The sequence below is a fragment of the Octadecabacter arcticus 238 genome (assembly GCF_000155735.2).
GTDB lineage: Bacteria > Pseudomonadota > Alphaproteobacteria > Rhodobacterales > Rhodobacteraceae > Octadecabacter > Octadecabacter arcticus.
In genome coordinates this window covers 80,937-98,801 of the sequence record NC_020908.1, presented here as the reverse complement: position 1 = coordinate 98,801, position 17,865 = coordinate 80,937, and the positions used below count along the sequence as shown (strand labels likewise).

At 56.2% G+C, this 17,865-nt stretch carries 16 protein-coding genes and 1 pseudogene; 8 read left to right on the top strand and 9 right to left on the bottom strand.

Features of this window, described 5'->3' with window-relative positions:
• Both ccoS and OA238_RS00460 read left to right on the top strand, forming a co-directional pair.
• Complete coding sequence (gene ccoS, locus OA238_RS00465; protein WP_044036010.1) at positions 1-159, top strand: cbb3-type cytochrome oxidase assembly protein CcoS; 159 nt, start codon at positions 1-3, stop codon at positions 157-159.
• Positions 160-228: 69 nt separating this feature from the next.
• Positions 229-1,899 (top strand): ABC transporter permease, encoded by a 1,671-nt coding sequence (locus tag OA238_RS00460; RefSeq protein WP_015493602.1) that lies wholly within the window; start codon positions 229-231, stop codon positions 1,897-1,899.
• A gap of 49 nt (positions 1,900-1,948) precedes the next feature.
• On the opposite strand, the gene OA238_RS00455 is transcribed toward OA238_RS00460, so the two are convergent.
• Positions 1,949-2,965, bottom strand: a complete 1,017-nt coding sequence (locus tag OA238_RS00455; protein WP_015493601.1) for a Fe(3+) ABC transporter substrate-binding protein — start codon at positions 2,963-2,965, stop codon at positions 1,949-1,951.
• Positions 2,966-3,123: 158 nt separating this feature from the next.
• On the opposite strand from OA238_RS00455, the gene OA238_RS00450 reads away from it, so the two are divergent.
• Positions 3,124-4,341, top strand: a complete 1,218-nt coding sequence (locus tag OA238_RS00450) for an NAD(P)/FAD-dependent oxidoreductase (protein WP_015493600.1) — start codon at positions 3,124-3,126, stop codon at positions 4,339-4,341.
• Between the two features lie 6 nt (positions 4,342-4,347).
• On the opposite strand, the gene OA238_RS00445 is transcribed toward OA238_RS00450, so the two are convergent.
• The 3 genes from OA238_RS00445 to OA238_RS00435 all read right to left on the bottom strand — a co-directional run bounded on the left by OA238_RS00445 (position 4,348) and on the right by OA238_RS00435 (position 7,455).
• On the bottom strand, positions 4,348-5,310 hold the full coding sequence (locus OA238_RS00445; protein WP_015493599.1) for a DMT family transporter: 963 nt from the start codon (positions 5,308-5,310) through the stop codon (positions 4,348-4,350).
• A gap of 62 nt (positions 5,311-5,372) precedes the next feature.
• The gene (gene leuB, locus OA238_RS00440) at positions 5,373-6,476 is read right to left on the bottom strand and encodes a 3-isopropylmalate dehydrogenase (protein ID WP_015493598.1); all 1,104 of its coding nucleotides are present in this window, start codon (positions 6,474-6,476) and stop codon (positions 5,373-5,375) included.
• Between the two features lie 73 nt (positions 6,477-6,549).
• Complete coding sequence (locus tag OA238_RS00435; RefSeq protein WP_015493597.1) at positions 6,550-7,455, bottom strand: LysR family transcriptional regulator; 906 nt, start codon at positions 7,453-7,455, stop codon at positions 6,550-6,552.
• Positions 7,456-7,542: 87 nt separating this feature from the next.
• Between OA238_RS00435 and OA238_RS00430 the strand changes: the two genes are divergently transcribed.
• A complete protein-coding gene (locus OA238_RS00430) occupies positions 7,543-8,454 on the top strand; it encodes a Rossmann-fold NAD(P)-binding domain-containing protein (protein WP_015493596.1) in 912 nt (303 codons plus the stop codon).
• On the opposite strand, the gene OA238_RS00425 is transcribed toward OA238_RS00430, so the two are convergent.
• Both OA238_RS00425 and OA238_RS00420 read right to left on the bottom strand, forming a co-directional pair.
• Positions 8,377-9,405, bottom strand: coding sequence for an endonuclease/exonuclease/phosphatase family protein (locus OA238_RS00425; protein WP_245581412.1), 1,029 nt, complete (start codon positions 9,403-9,405; stop codon positions 8,377-8,379). The two genes, OA238_RS00430 and OA238_RS00425, sit on opposite strands and share 78 nt — an antisense overlap.
• Positions 9,406-9,467: 62 nt before the next feature.
• Positions 9,468-9,722, bottom strand: coding sequence for a hypothetical protein (locus OA238_RS00420; protein ID WP_044036009.1), 255 nt, complete (start codon positions 9,720-9,722; stop codon positions 9,468-9,470).
• A 186-nt stretch (positions 9,723-9,908) separates the two neighbouring features.
• Between OA238_RS00420 and OA238_RS33365 the strand changes: the two are divergent.
• From OA238_RS33365 to tnpC, 3 genes and pseudogenes are all read left to right on the top strand, one after another.
• A pseudogene (locus OA238_RS33365) lies at positions 9,909-10,107 on the top strand (DUF6444 domain-containing protein); the annotation flags it as partial.
• A gap of 186 nt (positions 10,108-10,293) precedes the next feature.
• Positions 10,294-11,786 (top strand): IS3 family transposase gene (locus OA238_RS00405; protein WP_085982722.1). Its coding sequence is split into 2 segments (ribosomal slippage): positions 10,294-10,744 and positions 10,744-11,786, totalling 1,494 coding nucleotides; the frame shifts between segments, so codons are not numbered across the junction.
• Between the two features lie 46 nt (positions 11,787-11,832).
• Entirely contained in the window at positions 11,833-12,870 is a 1,038-nt protein-coding gene (gene tnpC, locus OA238_RS00400; RefSeq protein ID WP_083906604.1) for an IS66 family transposase, read from the top strand.
• Here tnpC and OA238_RS00395 read toward each other — a convergent pair.
• From OA238_RS00395 to leuC, 3 genes are all read right to left on the bottom strand, one after another.
• Positions 12,867-13,475, bottom strand: a complete 609-nt coding sequence (locus tag OA238_RS00395) for a hypothetical protein (RefSeq protein ID WP_187293124.1) — start codon at positions 13,473-13,475, stop codon at positions 12,867-12,869. The two genes, tnpC and OA238_RS00395, sit on opposite strands and share 4 nt — an antisense overlap.
• A gap of 402 nt (positions 13,476-13,877) precedes the next feature.
• A complete protein-coding gene (gene leuD / locus OA238_RS00390) occupies positions 13,878-14,483 on the bottom strand; it encodes a 3-isopropylmalate dehydratase small subunit (protein WP_015493592.1) in 606 nt (201 codons plus the stop codon).
• Positions 14,484-14,683: 200 nt separating this feature from the next.
• On the bottom strand, positions 14,684-16,090 hold the full coding sequence (gene leuC, locus OA238_RS00385; RefSeq protein WP_015493591.1) for a 3-isopropylmalate dehydratase large subunit: 1,407 nt from the start codon (positions 16,088-16,090) through the stop codon (positions 14,684-14,686).
• A 535-nt stretch (positions 16,091-16,625) separates the two neighbouring features.
• Between leuC and OA238_RS00380 the strand changes: the two genes are divergently transcribed.
• Positions 16,626-17,861, top strand: a complete 1,236-nt coding sequence (locus OA238_RS00380; RefSeq protein WP_015493590.1) for a hypothetical protein — start codon at positions 16,626-16,628, stop codon at positions 17,859-17,861.
• The last annotated feature ends 4 nt before the right edge of the window (positions 17,862-17,865 follow it).

The window sequence follows — 17,865 nt, the reverse complement described above, 5'->3', positions numbered from 1 at the left end:
ATGAATGTTCTCGCCTACCTCATTCCGATCTCTCTCACGCTTGGGGCGCTTGGCCTTGTCGGTTTCCTTTGGACGCTTCGGTCAGATCAATATGACGACCCTGATGGGGATGCTGCCCGCATCCTGCGTGACGACTATGACGACCACCCAGCCGACTGAATCTTTAATCCCGACTAAAACAATCGGTCTTAGATAGACGACGCGCTGTCGATAGGGTAGCAAGCCGATATGTCCGACAGCACGCAACTCCCCCCCCCTGCCGCGAAATCGTCGTGGTTTATGGCCGACAAAGCCATCGCATTGGTCGCGTTCGGGATCGCGCTGTTTTGTCTTCTGCCATTCCTTGCGGTCGCGCTCGCGTCAGTGTCAGGCGACACAAGTACGCTGCGCCACCTCGCGGGGACGGTGCTTGATGATTACATGCGCAACACCGCCGCTTTGGTCTTCATTGTGGGCTTTGGCACATTCATGGTCGGCACTGGTTCGGCGTGGCTGGTGACAATGACAGACTTCCCCGGTCGCAGCTGGCTCGAGGTGGCATTGGTGATCCCACTGGCGTTCCCTGCCTATGTATTGGCCTACGCCTATACCCACGTGCTGGACCATCCCGGCATCGTTCAAACGGTGCTGCGCGACGTGACTGGCTGGGGCCCACGCGACTATTGGTTTCCTGAAATTCGCAGTTTAGGCGGCGCCGCGGTTATGCTGATTTTGGTACTGTACCCTTACGTCTACCTGCTCGCGCGGGCCGCATTTATTGGGCAAAGCGCGACAACGTTCCTTGCTGCACGTTCCTTGGGTAAATCACCGTTTGCTGCATTCCTGTCGATCTCCTTGCCGCTAGCGCGCCCAGCTATTGCGGCGGGTGTTCTTCTCACGATGATGGAAACGATCGCAGATTTCGGCACTGTATCTTATTTTGGCGTGCAAACCTTTGCGACGGGCATCTACAACAGCTGGTTTTCCATGGCCGATCGCGGGGCCGCCGCGCAATTGTCGCTTGGATTACTGGCGTTCGCGTTACTATTGGCGATGTTGGAACGCGCAAATCGGGGCCGCGCGCGGTTCAGCAATGGCAAACGCCAAGACGTCGTCGCGCGCATTCCACTGGCGGGCGTTGCAAGATGGGGAGCGGTCATTTTGTGTGGCATGCCCGTTATGCTCGGCGTCATCATCCCCGTTCTGGCGTTGTCCGTTATGGCCGTCGGGTCTGAACAAAATCTGTTCAGCCCGCGCTACCTGCACTTCATCACAAATTCACTGACTTTGGCAGCCGTTGCAGCCTTGGTCACCGTCGCAGCTGCGGTCCTGCTCGGCAGTCTAAACCGCCTGCGCGAAACACGTTCTGCTGCGGCGGCTCTTTATGTCGCACGGATCGGCTATGCAGTACCCGGGGGCGTCATTGCGGTTGGTTTAATCGTGCCATTTGCTGCCTTTGATAACGCGCTGGATGCGTGGATGCGCGCGACGTTTGACGTCTCCACTGGCCTGTTGTTCACAGGGTCGATCTGGCTGCTGATCGGTGCATATATGATCCGCTTCCTCGCCGCCGCACTGGGTGCGTATGAAGGCGGAATTGCCGTCGTCAGCCGCAATATTGACGCCGCTAGTCGTGTTTTGGGGCAGAATTCCATCGGCACAGTGCGCCGTGTACACATCCCAATCTTGACGCCCAGCCTGCTGACGGCCGCGTTGATCGTCTTTGTTGATGTCATGAAAGAACTGCCCGCCACGTTGATCATGCGTCCATTTAATTATGACACATTGGCGGTTCAGGCATTTCGACTGGCCTCTGACGAGCGGCTTAACGGCGCGGCAGTGCCAAGCCTTCTGATCGGGGCCATTGGGTTATTACCTGTGATCTTGCTGTGCCGTCAGGTCGCGGCACACAGGGCATAAAAAAGGGGCGCAACCTAGGCTGCCCCCCCCTTTTGTGAATTTCCTCGAGCTATTTCCAACCAACCTCGTTAAATATCTCTTGGGCAAGCGGCAAATTCTTCGCGACTTCACTTAAATTGACAGTATCACCGATAAATTCACCTAAAGCCTGAACCGAGGGAGATAATTCAACGCCAGTAACGGCTGGATATTCGTCGTTACCAGCCGAAAAATACTGCTGCGCCTGATCTGATGCGAGGTATTCAAGGAATGCGATCGCATTGTCGCGGTTCGGTGCGTACGCCGCCACGCCGCCACCAGACAGGTTCATGTGGGCGCCTTCGGCATCTTGCGATGGAAAGACCCAACCAATATTTTCACGGGCGTCGGCAGGCAGTCCATCGACGTCGGTCCGGATCGCACGCGCGAAATAGTAGGTGTTCGAAATCGAAATATCACACTCTCCCGACACGAGACCGCGCAACTGGTCAGTATCGCCGCCTTGTGGATCGCGTGCAAAATTGTTCACAATGCCCTGAGCCCAGTCGCGCGCTGCTGCTTCACCATGGTTTTCAATCACGCTGGCTAAAAGCGTTTGCGAATATACGTTGGTCGATGATCGGTGACAAACCAAGCCTTCGTATGCGGGGTCGGCAAGCGCGATATATGTCATTGGCGGATTTTCAACATTGGTCTTATTGTAGAAAATGATCCGTGCGCGTTGCGAAAATCCGTACCATTGATTGTCGCTGTCCTGCAGGTTCGCTGGAATGCGGTCCTCGAGGATCTCACTATCGATGGATTGCAACACAGCCGCATCCTTCGCCCGTTCAAGCCGTGATGTATCGACAGTCAAAAGCACGTCAGCAGGTGAATTCACACCTTCTGCCTCCATCCGTGCAATCAACTCATCTGCGTTGCCTTCGATGCGATTGATTTTGATGCCAGTTGCGTCCTCAAAATCAGAATACAGGCGTTCGTCGGTATCGTAATGGCGCGAGGAGTATAGGTTCAGCTCCCCATCAGCGAAGGCTGGCGCGGCGGTGCACAGCAGCAGTGTTGTGAGAGTGATGGTTCTAGTGGTCATTTTGTCGATCCTTTATATCTGACTATTTTAATCAGTTATCCTCGCCCTGCCGTTCCGTCAAGTAATCCTGACTAAATTGATCGGAATTAATCCGCCGACTCACAGCGCTTGACCAGCGCTCTGTTTTACGCCCCAAGTAGTGAAGAAGAGGATCACCCATGGCCGTTGGAAAATTCGACACGACTGCGACCCGCAGCAGCTACGATGTGGTGATCATTGGCGGCGCGATGTACGGGTCCGCCGTGGCTTGGTTTTTGACGGACAATCCGGATTTTGACGGAACAGTCTTAGTGATTGAACGCGACCCGACCTACCAAAATAGCGCAACAGCGCACACCAATTCCTGTATCCGCCAACAGTTCAGCAACCCGTTGAACGTCAAGATTTCCCAGTTTGGTGCCGCGTTCATCAAGGGCTTCAAGGGCCTCATGGGCAATGATCCCCGCGTTCCGGACCTGTCGATCCAGAGCTATGGCTACATGTATCTTGCCGACACTGACGCCTTCGCAGATCAATTGCGCGCCGCGCAAAAGGTGCAGATAGACGCAGGCGCCGCAACGCAACTGATGACGCCAGCCCAAATCAAGGAGGCCTACCCATTTTACACCGTCGATGACATTGTGCTGGGCAGCATTAACCTCATCGATGAGGGCTACTGGGACGGCGGCACAGTTTTCGATTGGTGGCGCAGATCAGCGCGGGAACGTGGCGTGGAATATATAACAGGCGAGGTCACGTCGATGCACGTCGTGGGACCACGGGTGCACAGTGTGACCCTTGCGAACGGCGACGCGATTGCCTGTGGCAAGGTCGTCAATGCCACGGGTCCGCGCGGCGCAAGGACAGCTAAAATGGCGGGAATCCAAATTCCTGTTGAGCCGCGGAAGCGGTTCACATGGATATTCTCCGCCGAACAGCCTCTCGGTCAGGTCTTGCCGCTTACGATTGATCCATCGGGCGTGCATTTCCGGCAGGATGGGCCAAAAACCTATCTGGCGGGTGGACATGCGCACCCAGATCTGGCAGTAGAGTGTGACGATTTTGCCATGGATCATGGCCTATGGCAGGATAAAATCTGGCCGACAATCGCGACCCGCATTCCGCAATTTGAGGCCATCAAAGTCATCACCGAGTGGGCGGGGCATTATGACTTCAACACGCTGGATCAAAACGCGATCCTTGGACCGCACACGGAGATTGAAAATTTCTTCTTCGTAAATGGATTTTCTGGTCATGGATTGCAGCAATCCCCTGCGATGGGGCGCGGCACAGCTGAAATGCTGACCTACGGCGAATACCGAACGCTTGACCTGACGCCGTTCGGGTTTGAGCGCATCGCGGCTGGCAGGCCCTTTGCCGAAAGCGCGATCATATAGCAGCCACTATTTGTCGTCGGGATGTCGGCCAATCAGACGCATGAATGGCCCCGCACGCATATAGGTGCCAGTTTCATGGCGCGACCGCGTGCGCGTCACCGGGGTCGTCGCTGATGTGCCTGCGTTGCTTTCGCGCAGTACGATATACATGCCAGACGCGATGATAATGCTCGCGCCGAGGATTGTCGCATTGTCGACGCGTTCGTCGAAAAACAGCGCGCCGTACACCGTGGCCCAGATGATCTGGGAATATTGCATCGGCGCAATGATCGCGGCTTCGCCGGATTGATAGGCCGCGATGATGCACCGCCCCGCTGTCCACGCAAAGGCCGCCACAAGCGCAACCAATCCAAGGTGTTCGATTGGCATCGGAATGTAAACGAACGCCAGACCGATTCCCATCAGCACGAAATTCGCCATCATCGGATACAACAGCATCACGACAGGGCGTTCATCGGCCCCAATGCGGCGCACAACGATAGAAGCAACAGAACCGCCTACAGCGGCCGTCAATGCCGCCGCATGGCCCCAATTCAGATCCGTCGATCCCGGACGCAACACCACAAGCACCCCAGTGAGACCGACAATCACAGCAAGCCAGCGACGCAACCGCACCACTTCACCCAAGATTGGTATCGCGAGGATTGTGATCAACAACGGCGCCGCGAAAAGGATCGCATAGGTCTGCGCCAAGGGCAGAACCGTGAACGCATAAAACGCCGTCACAGCGGTTGCGACGGATGCAACTGTGCGCAGCGCCATCCACCACGGATGACGCGGCAACAGATTGCCCGGTTTGGAATCACGCATCAACATGATGGTCGCCAAAGGAAAGCTAAACAGCACCGAGAAGAACACGATTTGGATCGGCGAATAGATCGCGCCCAAGGTCTTTACGAAGACATCATGGGTCGCGAACACTCCGAATGCGATCAGCGCCAGAAGCGCGCCTTTTGCGTTTGAAGACATGGTCTATTCTTTCCGTATTCTTACGACGTGATCGCCCCTAACAGGCAACAGTCTGCCGCTCGTTAGAGTGACGCGTCAAGTGCTGCCAAGATTGCATCCGTCATGCCAGATGTGCTTACGCCGACGGTGTCTTCATCGCCCAGCAAATCGCCTGTGCGCACACCGTCAGCCAGCACTTTCTCGATTGCGGCTTCAATCCGTGCAGCCTCATCGCCTTGATCAAAAGAATAGCGCAGCGCCATCGCAAAGCTGAGGATACAAGCAATCGGATTCGCCTTACCCTGTCCTGTAATGTCGGGTGCGGACCCGTGAACGGGTTCATACATCGCCTTGGGGCGGCCATTCGCCATCGGCGCGCCGAGGGACGCAGACGGCAACATGCCAAGCGAACCAGTCAACATCGCGGCACAATCAGACAGGATGTCACCGAACAGATTGTCCGTATAAATCACATCGAACTGCTTGGGCGCCCGAACCAACTGCATCGCGCCATTGTCGGCGTACATGTGGGACAGTTCAACTTCGGGGTAGTCCGCATGCACTTCGGTCACGACGTCACGCCAAAGGATGCCAGATTCCATGACATTGGCTTTTTCCATCGAGCACAGCTTCTTGGACCGTTTCATCGCCATGTCGAACGCCGCACGCGCGCCGCGCTCGATCTCGGCTTCGGTGTAGCGCTGGGTGTTGATGCCAACGCGCATGTTGTCTTCCATGTGGATACCGCGAGGTTCGCCAAAATAGACCCCCGACGTCAGCTCGCGCACGATCATGATGTCGAGGCCTGCGACGAGTTCTTTCTTCAGGCTCGAAAAATCCGCCAAGGCGTCAAAACACTGGGCAGGTCGCAGGTTGGCAAACAGGTCCATCTCTTTACGCAGACGCAAAAGACCACGTTCGGGTTTGACCGAAAAATCCAGATCGTCATATGCAGGACCACCAACAGCGCCGAGCAACACGGCATCTACCTCTTGCGCTTTGGCCATCGTGTCATCGTGCAAAGGTGTGCCATGTTTGTCGTAGGCCGCGCCGCCAACCAGATCTTCGGAGACATCAAAATGGATGTCGCGCTTAGCGCCGAACCAGTCAATGACGCGGCGGACTTCGGCCATGACTTCTTGGCCGATACCATCACCTGGCAGGATCAAAAGGGAGGGGTTCGACATTGGGTGCATCCTAAGCTGATAACTGTTGCTTGCGCCTAGCCCGTCAGCCCGCGCGGGTCAAGAAACCCCCGACCTAGGGGTGCACCGCAATAAGCGGCTTTAACCCCTCCGAAAGCAGTTCCCAAACCCGTCTGATCCTTGGTGTGTGACGCATGGCCTCGTGCGCGACCAACCAGACTGGCAAGGACGGGATCGCCACGCCAGCATCAATCGCCATCACGTCGAGGTCATCTTTCGCGATCGAACCTTGGGCAAATCCGATCCCGCAGCCCGCCCGAACAAGGTTCCAATACGTCGCATGATCGTCACAACGCACCTTGAAAAAATCACGCGTGACCTCGATTCCGATGTCGCGAAATCCGTCGATGAGTGCGGGATTGGTGTCGTAGCCGACGAAATCGTGGTGCATCAGATCAGCGGCGCCTTGCAGCGGCCCCATGCGCGCGAGGTAGCTTTTGGAGGCACAGATGGTCAGCGGGATGTTCCCAATGTGCTGTGTGACCAGATCCAATTGCGTGGGGCGATACATCCGCACAGCGAAGTCAGCCTCTCGATACAACAGGTTGCGGGTGTCGTCAGAGGCGACGACTTCAATCGAAATCGCAGGTTCCAAAAGTCGGATTTTCGCGATGATGTCCGGTAGGTGATACATTGACGTCATCACGCTTGCGGTGATGCGGACTGTGCCGCTCATCCGTGCCGACTGCCCTGCGGCCGTCAGCGTTATCTGGCCCATCGCATCGCGCATCGCACGCGCTGGTGCAACCAATGCGGCACCGGTTTGTGTAAGTTCAAGTCCGCGTGCCTGCCGGGTAAAAAGGCTCGCGCTCAACTGATGTTCGAGCGTCTTTATCTGGCGACCCAAGGTCGGCTGGCTCGCTCCGAGCTTGCGGGCGGCGCCAGACAAAGACCCCTCTTCAGCGACCATCAAGAAGGCTTGGATCAGGGACCAGTCGGCGGGGTTCAATGTATGTGCCATGCAAAAACGAATACATGATCTGCGAAATTAGGCAATTCTAAATCATAAATGCATTGGTCAGATTGACACCAACACAGGAGAAACACGATGGAAAAAACTGTTCTGATACTCGGCCCCACGGGTCGTCTTGGCCGCAGCGCCGCCCTTGCATTTGAAGCTGCGGATTGGGAGGTTCGCCGGTTTGATCGCGCCAAAGACACGCTTTGGGACGCAGCGTGGGGCGCATCCGTTATCGTGAATGGCTGGAACCCGCCCTACCCGCAATGGGCCGCACAGGTTCCCGATCAAACCGCACAGGTGATCGAAGTCGCAAAGGCCAGCGGCGCCACCGTGATCATACCGGGCAACGTTTATGTCTTCGGCGCGCAGGGTCCCGAACGGTTCGGGCCTGACACACCGCATCTCGCGACCAACTCCTTGGGCCGTATTCGCGTGCATATGGAGGCCGCATATCGTGCGTCCGGCGTGCAGACGTTTGTTGTGCGGGCGGGGGATTTCCTCGACACGCAAGCATCGGGGAACTGGTTTGACATGATCATTGCCAAACCAATTCCCAAGGGAAAAATTTCCTACCCTGGTCGCCTTGACTGCCCGCATGCCTTTACGTTTCTTCCAGATGTGGCCACCACAATGGTGGCACTGGCCGAAAAGCGGCACAGCCTCGCCCTGTTTGAGGACGTTCCCGTGCCAAGTTTTACTTTGACAGGTGAAGAACTGGCGCAGGCCATTTCAACAGTTGTCGGACGGACGATCGTCGCAAAACCCATGGCGTGGTGGCCCATAAGCATCGCAAAAATCGCCTGGCCCATGGGCAGTGGCTTGCTGGAAATGCGGTATCTTTGGAACAAGTCCCACCATATCGATGCAACCCGGCACGCCGCGTTGTGCGGCAATGTCGCGATGACACCGTTGCACGATGCGTTAGCGCAGGCCCTCAATCTCGATGTCCACCCAAACGAGGCGGTGCGGTCCAGCGGTCAAGCCGTCACTGCCCAGTAGAGTCGCCAAAGGATCATTTTGCGCGGGCCAAAAGACGCCCGCCCCCACAACGTTCAAAGCACGGGATGGCAGGATGTAGGACACCCGCAGGTTGCCTGGTCCGTCATCTGACCAATCGGCGGTGTCCAAGGCGGGATCGCCCATCTGATTGAGGTCGGCTGCCTGTTTTGCGCCAAGACTCATCGGCATCGGATCCTGCAAATCAGGACGCGCTAGAACGCCGGCGATGCCGCTGCAAATTCCTTGCCCATCAAACGGGTCTGCGTTTACGTTTCCAATGATGATTGGGTTGGTCGGGGGTGCGGCCAAGGTGCCATCCAACACCGCCTCCCAGACCCGCAATTCGTCACGGTTGCGCAGTCCGTTGAAGTCCTCTGGCCCGTCAAACACCGGCGCGGTCGCGGAATATACGAGCAACGTGATCGTTTGCGCGCCAAAATTGATCGGAACGATCCAATGGCCCGACGACGACACGTGCAACATCGCCTGCACGTCGTCAGACGGGAAGGCAGTACCGTTCATTTGCGGTAGGACCGCGCTTGGCACATCGCGCCAACGCAATTCAGTTAGGTCAATGACGTTAACAACGTCGACAGGAGAGCGCGATAAAAGCGCCAAACCACCGTCACCCAGAAAACGCCCGTATCCCATCGCATCGCGTGCATCACCGGTGAACCCGTCACCATCTATATCCAGCCCCGTCTGCATTCCCGCATTCGGGCGCAGGGCAAATTTATACTGATATGGATCTGCCAGAACGTCAGAAAAAGCCGACAGCCCAGCGCCGCCCGCATCATAATCAAAGTCTGTGAGTATTAAGATATCGGGGGAGATATGGTTAATGATCGCAACAATCGCAGCTATTCCTGCATCGTCTTGCTTTGTGATATCGCGCAGCAACAACCCCGGACCATCGCGGCTCAACGGGGCGGCGAACGTTGCAATTCGCACGATGTCCCCTGTTTGGGCAGACGCGTTGGAACCCCAAATCATCAGGGCACAGAGCCCGTAAATTAGACAGGGATAACGTCTTCTTCCTGCGTACGCAGGTAGGCCTGTTCGCGCTGAAGGGCGATCATCTGACCGACGCGAAGCATCGCAATACCGCGCATTATCAGGCTGGCGGGGATGAAGGCCCATGCGGTCATCGTCCAAATTAAGGTGTGTGAATCCTGTAGCTGGATCGGGTTGAAAATATCCGAGGCGAGTTTCACAAATGCTGGGATCAAGAAGTGCAGTAGAAACCCTAATATAAGGGTAACTCCCAAGCACCCCAGCCGATAACGGGTTTTTGTCAGTTTTGATGTGAGTCTCCTTGGCCATTAGGCGCATGAATTTTCTGTTGTGGTCTGAATTTCGTGGCGCTGTGACGATTTCTCTGAATCATTGGTGGAATAGACCAAGTTACTGCTCTTGAACAACTCCTCGCCACGGCTCTGCGCAGGATCGCCGAGTTGGAAGCCGCGTTGGCGAGCATGGCGCAAGAGAATGAGGATCTGCGGCGTCAGTTGGCCAAGAACAGCAGTAATAGCAGCAAGCCGCCTTCGAGTGATGGGTTGAAGAAGCCGGTACCGCGTAGCCTGCGTGGTAAGTCCGGTAAGAAAAGTGGTGGCCAAGTTGGCCACCGAGGCGACACCCTACGTCAGACAGCAACGCCTGACTTTGTGGAGCGACATGAGGCTGAGGCCTGTGGCACCTGTCAGCATGGCTTGACGGCTGGGATGATCAAGGCGGTGGAGAGGCGTCAGGTTTATGACATACCGGTGCAGCCCTCCGTGCCAATAAGCGTGAGACAATTGACTGGCTAAAGTTTACACTTGAGGGCGTAGGAGAAGAACCATGGTTATGCCTTCACAATCACCACTTTCGCCAGATGCTGGATCTGGAGCCGTTTTGGCCCCAACGTCGCCTCCCCGCGTTGTTAATGCGCCGTTGGCTCCCACAGCGGAACTGACGAGCATCCCGAAGCGACGCAACTTCACAGCCAAATACAAACTGCGCATTCTGGATGAGACGGACCAAGTGGCAGACACTGGCGGGGTTTCCGCCATTCTACGGCGGGAGGGGCTTTATTCCTCTGCACTGACCGATTGGCGCCGTGCGCGGGCGGCCGGCACATTGGGTGCATTGCAGCCAATGCGCCGTGGCCCACAAAAGGCACCTGCCAATCCATTGCAAGCTGAGCTGGCCAAGGCCAACCGTGAGGTGACAGCCTTGCGGCGCCGTCTGGATCAGGCGGAAGCCATCATTGCCATCCAAAAAAAAGTGGCGGGACTTCTGGACGAGATGGAGCAGACGCAAGAGCGCAGCGGCAAATCATGATGGCCGTCGCGATTGCATTGCCCACCGGCAGCGGCTTGACCTCGGCTGTCTGCGCCGCGCTATCATTATCGCACGCGAGCGTTCTTCGACAGCGTGCGGCGCTGACGGCACCACCACGCACACGCCCACCGCGCGCAGCGTCTTCGCGGGCTCTGCCGGAAAGGGAAAGAGACCAGGTATTGCACCACCTGCGCGAACCCCGCTTTGCGGATCAGACGCCCACAGAGGTCTTTGCCACCTTGCTGGATGAAGGCACCTATCTGTGTTCAATCCGCACGATGTATCGGATATTGGCCGCGCAGGGCGAAGTTGGCGAACGCCGCCGACAGCGCACACATCCCGTCTATCAAAAGCCTGAACTTCTAGCTGAAGCCCCCAATCAGGTCTGGTCTTGGGACATCACCAAGCTGAGGGGCCCGGTGAAATGGTCCTACTTCTATCTCTATGTCATCCTCGACATCTTCAGCCGCCGCGTTGTTGGCTGGCGCGTCGAGCACGCGGAGAGCGCCAGCCAGTTCAAAGAGCTGTTCATCGACGCGATGGAAAAACACGAGGTTCCACGCGATCAGCTGACATTGCATGCAGATCGCGGTGGGCCCATGAAGGCAAAGACGACAGCCCTGATGCTGGTTGATCTTGGTGTGCTCAAGTTCCACAGTCGGCCCCACACCTCAAACGACAACCCGTTCTCCGAAGCCCACTTCAAAACACTGAAATATCAGCCAGAGTTCCCCAAGAACTTTGAAACCATCGAGCAGGCTCGCGCATTCTGCCGCAGGTTCTTTGCATGGTATAACCAAGACCATCATCACGCCGGGATTGGTCTGATGACGCCCGACCAAATCCATTTTGGGCAGGCCCAAGAAATCTACACCGCGCGACAAGCAACACTAGACGCGGCATTCCTCGCCACGCCCGAACGCTTCGTACACAAACCACCAAAACCGCCTCAAATCCCGACCGCCGTCTGGATCAACCCACCAAAACCAACCGAAGAAACCCAAGCCTAAAGTCCAAAAGCCACTGTCTCAAAGTCGTTGACACGTTCCGCCGCGTCTGGAGGTCACAGAGCATCAGGCAGCGATTTATTGTTGTGGTCATTGCCGAGCCACGACGACAGCCACCTTTCCCGATGGCGTGAATGCACACGTGCAATACGGTAAGCGCATTCGGGCGGCGGCGGTCTACTGCAATGTTCAGCAGCTGATCCCCGAGGATCGGGTCTGCCAACTCCTGCGTGATTTGTTTGGTGCCACCAGCCTATGCGCGGCCAGCGTGACCAACTGGGTGAACGGCACAGCGCGTACCTTGGGTGGCGTCGTCGAACACATTCTGGCCCGGCTCAATGAAGGCGGCGTTCGGCATCTGGATGAGACCGGACTTCGTGTTGATGGTAAGCTGCACTGGCTGCACTCAATCAGCGATCTCGCCTTCACGCATTATCGCATCAGCGCCAAGCGCGGTGCTGTTCCATCCTTCCTGACCGGCGGGACAATTGTTCATGACCACTGGAAGTCCTATTACGCCCATATGAGTGGGGTGGACGCGCACGCCCTGTGCGGGGCGCATCATTTACGGGAACTCAAGGCCATCGAAGAAATCGAAAAGGAGCCGTGGGCGTGCGCGATGAGCGTGCTGCTCAACAGCGCCAATCAGCTCAAGTGCGCGGCTCAGGGGCGAGGCGAGACCGAACTCCCCACGTCGGTTCACCACGGCATCCTCACCAAATACATGGCGATCCTCACCGAGGGCCTCGCCTTCCATGAGCGACAAGACCCACTGGCTAGACGCACTGGTGCGCGAGGCCGAAAAGCCAGGCGGCCAGGCCATAACCTTCTGGTCCGCTTGCGCGACTACCGTGATGACGTCCTAAGGTTCCTTACGGACTTCACAGTTCCCTTCACCAACAATCAGGCCGAACGGGACCTGCGCATGATGAAGTTGCGCATGAAAATCTCGGGAACTTTCCGCACCCTCGAGGGCGCGCAGGTCTTCGCTGACATCAGATCCGTCATCTCGACGGTCAGAAAACACGGGGGCAATATCCTCGAAACACTCACCCTATCACCACAACAGATCATCGCTCGGCTCTAACGTCGCAAGGGCAACACAAAACCCGATATCCGATGGGGTCCTTGGGAGTTACATATAAGGTTAAGCTGTCCGTCACGTTCCAGCCGAGTAACGACGTCACCACCGGCAGTTGGGTCGAAAGTGGGCAGGTTCGTCCAGACATTAAAGCCACCGCGCTGGTTGGGCCAGTTGTTCAACCGCAGCGCCAAGACGAAGAACGCCAGCGACAATAAGGACACAAGATAGCTGAGGCCAGCGGCGGTGCGGACACTGTCGAAGAGATCCGCACTTGCCTCAGCAGGGAGCAAAAGGAGTACGAGGCGGACGGGGGAGTACGGGAAGTCCATGGCTTCGGCAAGCGCGCCGCCGACGATGTTAAACAACACCGTCATTGTCGTCGGTTCGGTCACGCCTTTGGCGATGACCGTCAGCGCCAGTACTGTCGCCGCAAGGCCAAAATAACGGACCCGATTGAAGGGCGGAGCGGCGCGAAACTCTATCAGACTTGGGGAACTGGAGTTGTATTCAACAAATACAAATACGCCAGCTACGATACAAACAAGACCTACAATTTGTGCAGTATCCGTCGCCGTACCTTTCAGCATCAGCGATGGTGTAGCGATCATCAAGATCACTAAGACTGCCCTTAAGGCAGCACCTGGAAGCCGTGAAAACACTGCTCTCTTACCCTCATTTCGGTCGGTCGCGATTACGTTCCGCGCCCTTATCCCGTTTTGATCCTGCTCATTGTCGGCAGGTTACCTTATAGTTGCCATAATGTTGCCCAATTTCAGTTATCGCCACAAGCCGTTGATCTGTTTTGCAAAAAAATCAGGGCAGATTTGCGGCAACACTGGTGCGAGATTGCAACCATTTCAAAGCATTGGAATTAAGGCGTCTAGATGTGGGGGTAGCGCGGTTCACGTGGCACAAGTGCGGTTCAGGAACTGTTAGGACCTGTGGTCAAAAAAAGGGGCACCGCATGGCGCCCCTTGTTAACATTCTGGCCACAATTTGGCGTTTCGGGATCAGACCCAAGGCCGCTCGGCGGTAAGTTGCGCCTCATATGTGTCGATGGATGCGACCTTTTCCATGGTCAGGCCGATGTCATCTAACCCGTTCATAAGGCAGTGCTTTTTGAAGGAATCGACCTCAAATGTGTAGACATCACCGTCTGATGACGTGACAGTTTGTGCCGCAAGGTCGATTTCGATGCGGGCGTTGGCGCCTTTTTCTGCGTCTTTCATCAGAGCGTCGCGTTGGTCTTGGGGCAGGACGATGGGTAAGATGCCGTTTTTAAAGCAATTGCTGTAAAAGATGTCTGCAAAGCTGGTGGAAATCACGCAGCGAATGCCGAAATCTGCAATCGCCCACGGCGCATGTTCGCGCGATGATCCGCAACCGAAATTGTCGCCTGCGACCAGCACAGAGGCTTCGCGGTAGGCGGGTTGGTTGAGAACAAAGTCAGCGATTTCATTGCCTTGGCGATCAAACCGCATTTCGTCAAACAAGTTCCCGCCGAGGCCTGAGCGTTTGACTGTCTTCAAAAACATCTTTGGGATAATCATGTCCGTGTCGATATTAACCAACGGCATAGGCGCCGCGATGCCAGAGAGTGTGCTGAATTTTTCCATGTCATGTTCCTTTCGCAGCGGGGTCAAACGTCCGCTGGATCGTTAAGATATTGCGCGTGCGCGTTAACCAGTTGTGGGCCGAGACCGGAGTTTTAGCCGTTTTGTACAAAACTTTGCCGGGTCGTTGCATGGTTTGTACAAAACGAAACCGTGCAATTATCCAGTGATCTGGCCCACGTTTCATTTCAACGTCTGCGACATTACATCATGTCCCGCACATCGGTGAGTTTGCCGGTAATCGCAGCGGCTGCCGCCATAGCCGGAGACACGAGGTGCGTGCGGCCCTTGTAGCCTTGGCGACCCTCAAAGTTCCGGTTGGAGGTCGACGCACAGCGTTCGCCTTCGGCCAGTTGGTCGGGGTTCATTGCGAGACACATGGAACACCCCGCCATGCGCCATTCAAATCCTGCGTCCTTGAAGATATCGGCGAGGCCTTCTTCTTCGGCTTGGGCACGGACCAGACCAGAGCCCGGAACGACCATGGCACGCATGCCGTCTTTGACTTTTTTGCCTTTGAGGATCGCAGCAGCAGCGCGCAAGTCTTCGATGCGTCCGTTGGTGCATGAGCCGATAAAGACGGTATCGATTTCGATGTCGGTCAGTTTTTGGCCCGCAGTGAGGCCCATGTAATCCAGGGCGCGCTTAACCGCATCGACCTTGCCACCAGTGAAGCTTTCGGGTGCTGGCACCACACCGTCAATCGGCAGGACGTCTTCTGGCGAGGTGCCCCATGTGACGGAAGGCGCGATGTCTTCGGCATTCATGGTCACGACAAGATCCCAGTGCGCATCGTCGTCGGAGAACAATGTTTCCCACCACGCCTGCGCCTTGTCCCATTCAGCGCCTTTCGGGGCGTGGGGGCGGCCTTTGCAATAGGCGTATGTTGTTGCGTCGGGCGCAATGATGCCAGCGCGCGCGCCGCCTTCAATAGCCATGTTGCAGACGGTCATGCGGCCTTCCATGGACAGGTCTGTAATCGCGTCACCACAATATTCGATGACGTAGCCAGTGCCGCCCGCCGTGCCGGTTTTGCCGATCACGGACATGGTGATGTCTTTGGCGGTCACTCCGGGGTTCAATTTGCCGGTGATTTCGACCTTCATGTTTTTGGATTTTTTCTGGATCAGTGTTTGCGTCGCCAGAACGTGTTCAACCTCGGATGTGCCGATGCCGTGGGCCAATGCGCCAAACGCGCCGTGGGTGGCGGTGTGCGAATCGCCGCAGACAACTGTCATGCCCGGAAGGGTCCAGCCCTGTTCGGGGCCGACGATGTGCACGATACCTTGGCGCACGTCGGACACAGGGTAGTAGTGGATGCCGAAATCTTTGGCGTTCTTGTCCAGCGCGTCTACCTGAATGCGCGAATCTTCGGTCATGGTTTCGGCGTTGGCCCGATCCAGCGTGGTGGGCACGTTGTGGTCTGGCACGGCGATAGTTTTATCCGGTGCGCGTACCGTGCGACCCGTCATGCGCAGGCCCTCAAATGCCTGCGGCGACGTCACCTCGTGGACAAGGTGGCGGTCGATATACAGCAGGCAGGTGCCATCGTCGGATTCGTCAGCGACGTGGGCATCCCAGATTTTGTCATAAAGCGTTTTGGGGGACATGTGTCCTCTCCCGTTATTGTTGTTTGGGGGGTATCGTATCAGGCGCGCCCCGAGATCAATCGCGGGCGCATTGAGTTATAGATGTGCGAGTATGGTGCGCGTGGCACCATAAAAACGCCAAGGCAGGCGCGCGCGATCATCCATGTCGAATACTTGCGTCATAAGGTGCAGTTACACAGACCGAACTCCTATCGCAAGTGGCAGGTCATTCATGGCAGCTAGATTCCCGGCAGGTCAAGCGATCAACTACAGGTAGAAGTCTCCATTCCGCTTGGCTGCGAAGATCGGGCCCAGGGATCTTTGCGCGCAAGCGGGTGTTCTGTGGTCGTTTAACCTAGGTACGCTTGCGTCAATTTTTGTTGACATGGTGCGACATTTTGTCCGTTATGACAGCAAAAGGCGTTGATTTCATAATGTCTTTTAGGGGAAAATAACGTTTTTGGATCACGGCAAATCGTGCGATTTTGCCAGCTTTGTGACCAACGGAACCGCCAATTTCACCCTACATATTGTATATTAAGGGAGTTTCCATTTTATGCCACTTTATCATCCATGGCGTGTATTGCCGTTGATTGCTGCATTGGGCACAACGCCTGCATTGGGGCAGAATTTTAATTACGAGAGCATGGTCGGGTTCCCCGACTTCGGCTTTATGGAGGACCCTCTCAACTACCAAGGTCCAGTTTTTGTGCTGGCGGATGACTTTCCCCAAACGATTCCGGCCCTCGATCCCGAGGTGACAGCGATCCTTAAAATCAACTTCGAGGCTGACCCGATGGGCTATGTCATGGCGGTCCGCGATTATATCTTTATGGGCAATATCCATGGCGGCAACGTCGAGGCGGACTTTGTGCTTCAGAACAATTCGGCCGGAATCGACTGGTATCACTTGCCATGGCAGCATTGGGGATCTACGGGTCGCGAAGGCTACCACGGGTTGACCCGCGAAGGCCCATTGTCGGCGTTGGTCTTGGCGCCCGAGCAAACGGATGCGTCCTATGCTTATGCGGTCGGGTTCTATAATGGCCCCGGCGGGTTCACGATTGGACAGGTCTGGAATGACCCCAATGGCGGTCCCGATCTTGAGCATATGATCGAAGCAATGGAGACCGGATTTGCCCTCCCAGAAGGCACTGTTGTCGGCAAATTCCTGTTCACGTCACTGGACGAAACACAGGTGCCATGGCTAGCCAATCCGCTTCAGTGGAATTCCTACATGTACGAGTGTGACTTTGATCCGGCTGTGAAATGCCCGTCTGGATCCGAGATAATCACAACCGAGCGCAACACCCATCCGATGAACCTGTTGCAGATGGATATCATGGTGAAAGACAGCCGTGCATCCGAGGCGGCAGGCTGGGTTTTTGGCACGTTTACCTACAACGGTGCGGCGGCATCTTCGCCTGAGTTCGGGCCGCTTTACAGTGGGGCTTGTGACGGGATCACGGGCGGCGGTGAGAACTGGTGCAACCTGATGCCGGTCGGTGTGATGTGGGGCAATGATCCTGAAAACGCCAAAACCTTCATCAACCAGACACCGACCGAAACGGTAATCAATGCGGACCTGCTCGAAACACGGATCAATCCGGACAGAACCCTGCCGGCGATGCATTTGGGCTTCAACTCGCGCCTGAACGGGCCTGCGGACAACCCGACGTCCAGCTGCATGTCCTTGTCATGCAACGGGGCAAATCCCCAGCGTCAGTGCGATCATGCCTTGGTTGCAGCCCAACAACGTTCCAATCCCAACCAGCGGCGACATGGCATCTGAGGAA

Excerpts from the sequence above, each read along its gene's own strand:
- leuB (WP_015493598.1), bottom strand. The coding sequence starts at position 6,476 with ATGTCGAACCCCTCCCTTTTGATCCTGCCAGGTGATGGTATCGGCCAA.
- OA238_RS00430 (WP_015493596.1), top strand. The coding sequence starts at position 7,543 with ATGGAAAAAACTGTTCTGATACTCGGCCCCACGGGTCGTCTTGGCCGC.
- leuC (WP_015493591.1), bottom strand. The coding sequence starts at position 16,090 with ATGTCCCCCAAAACGCTTTATGACAAAATCTGGGATGCCCACGTCGCT.
- OA238_RS00450 (WP_015493600.1), top strand. The coding sequence starts at position 3,124 with ATGGCCGTTGGAAAATTCGACACGACTGCGACCCGCAGCAGCTACGAT.
- leuD (WP_015493592.1), bottom strand. The coding sequence starts at position 14,483 with ATGGAAAAATTCAGCACACTCTCTGGCATCGCGGCGCCTATGCCGTTG.
- OA238_RS00435 (WP_015493597.1), bottom strand. The coding sequence starts at position 7,455 with ATGGCACATACATTGAACCCCGCCGACTGGTCCCTGATCCAAGCCTTC.
- OA238_RS00445 (WP_015493599.1), bottom strand. The coding sequence starts at position 5,310 with ATGTCTTCAAACGCAAAAGGCGCGCTTCTGGCGCTGATCGCATTCGGA.
- OA238_RS00395 (WP_187293124.1), bottom strand. The coding sequence starts at position 13,475 with ATGATCGCTACACCATCGCTGATGCTGAAAGGTACGGCGACGGATACT.
- ccoS (WP_044036010.1), top strand. The coding sequence starts at position 1 with ATGAATGTTCTCGCCTACCTCATTCCGATCTCTCTCACGCTTGGGGCG.
- OA238_RS00460 (WP_015493602.1), top strand. The coding sequence starts at position 229 with ATGTCCGACAGCACGCAACTCCCCCCCCCTGCCGCGAAATCGTCGTGG.
- OA238_RS00455 (WP_015493601.1), bottom strand. The coding sequence starts at position 2,965 with ATGACCACTAGAACCATCACTCTCACAACACTGCTGCTGTGCACCGCC.
- OA238_RS00380 (WP_015493590.1), top strand. The coding sequence starts at position 16,626 with ATGCCACTTTATCATCCATGGCGTGTATTGCCGTTGATTGCTGCATTG.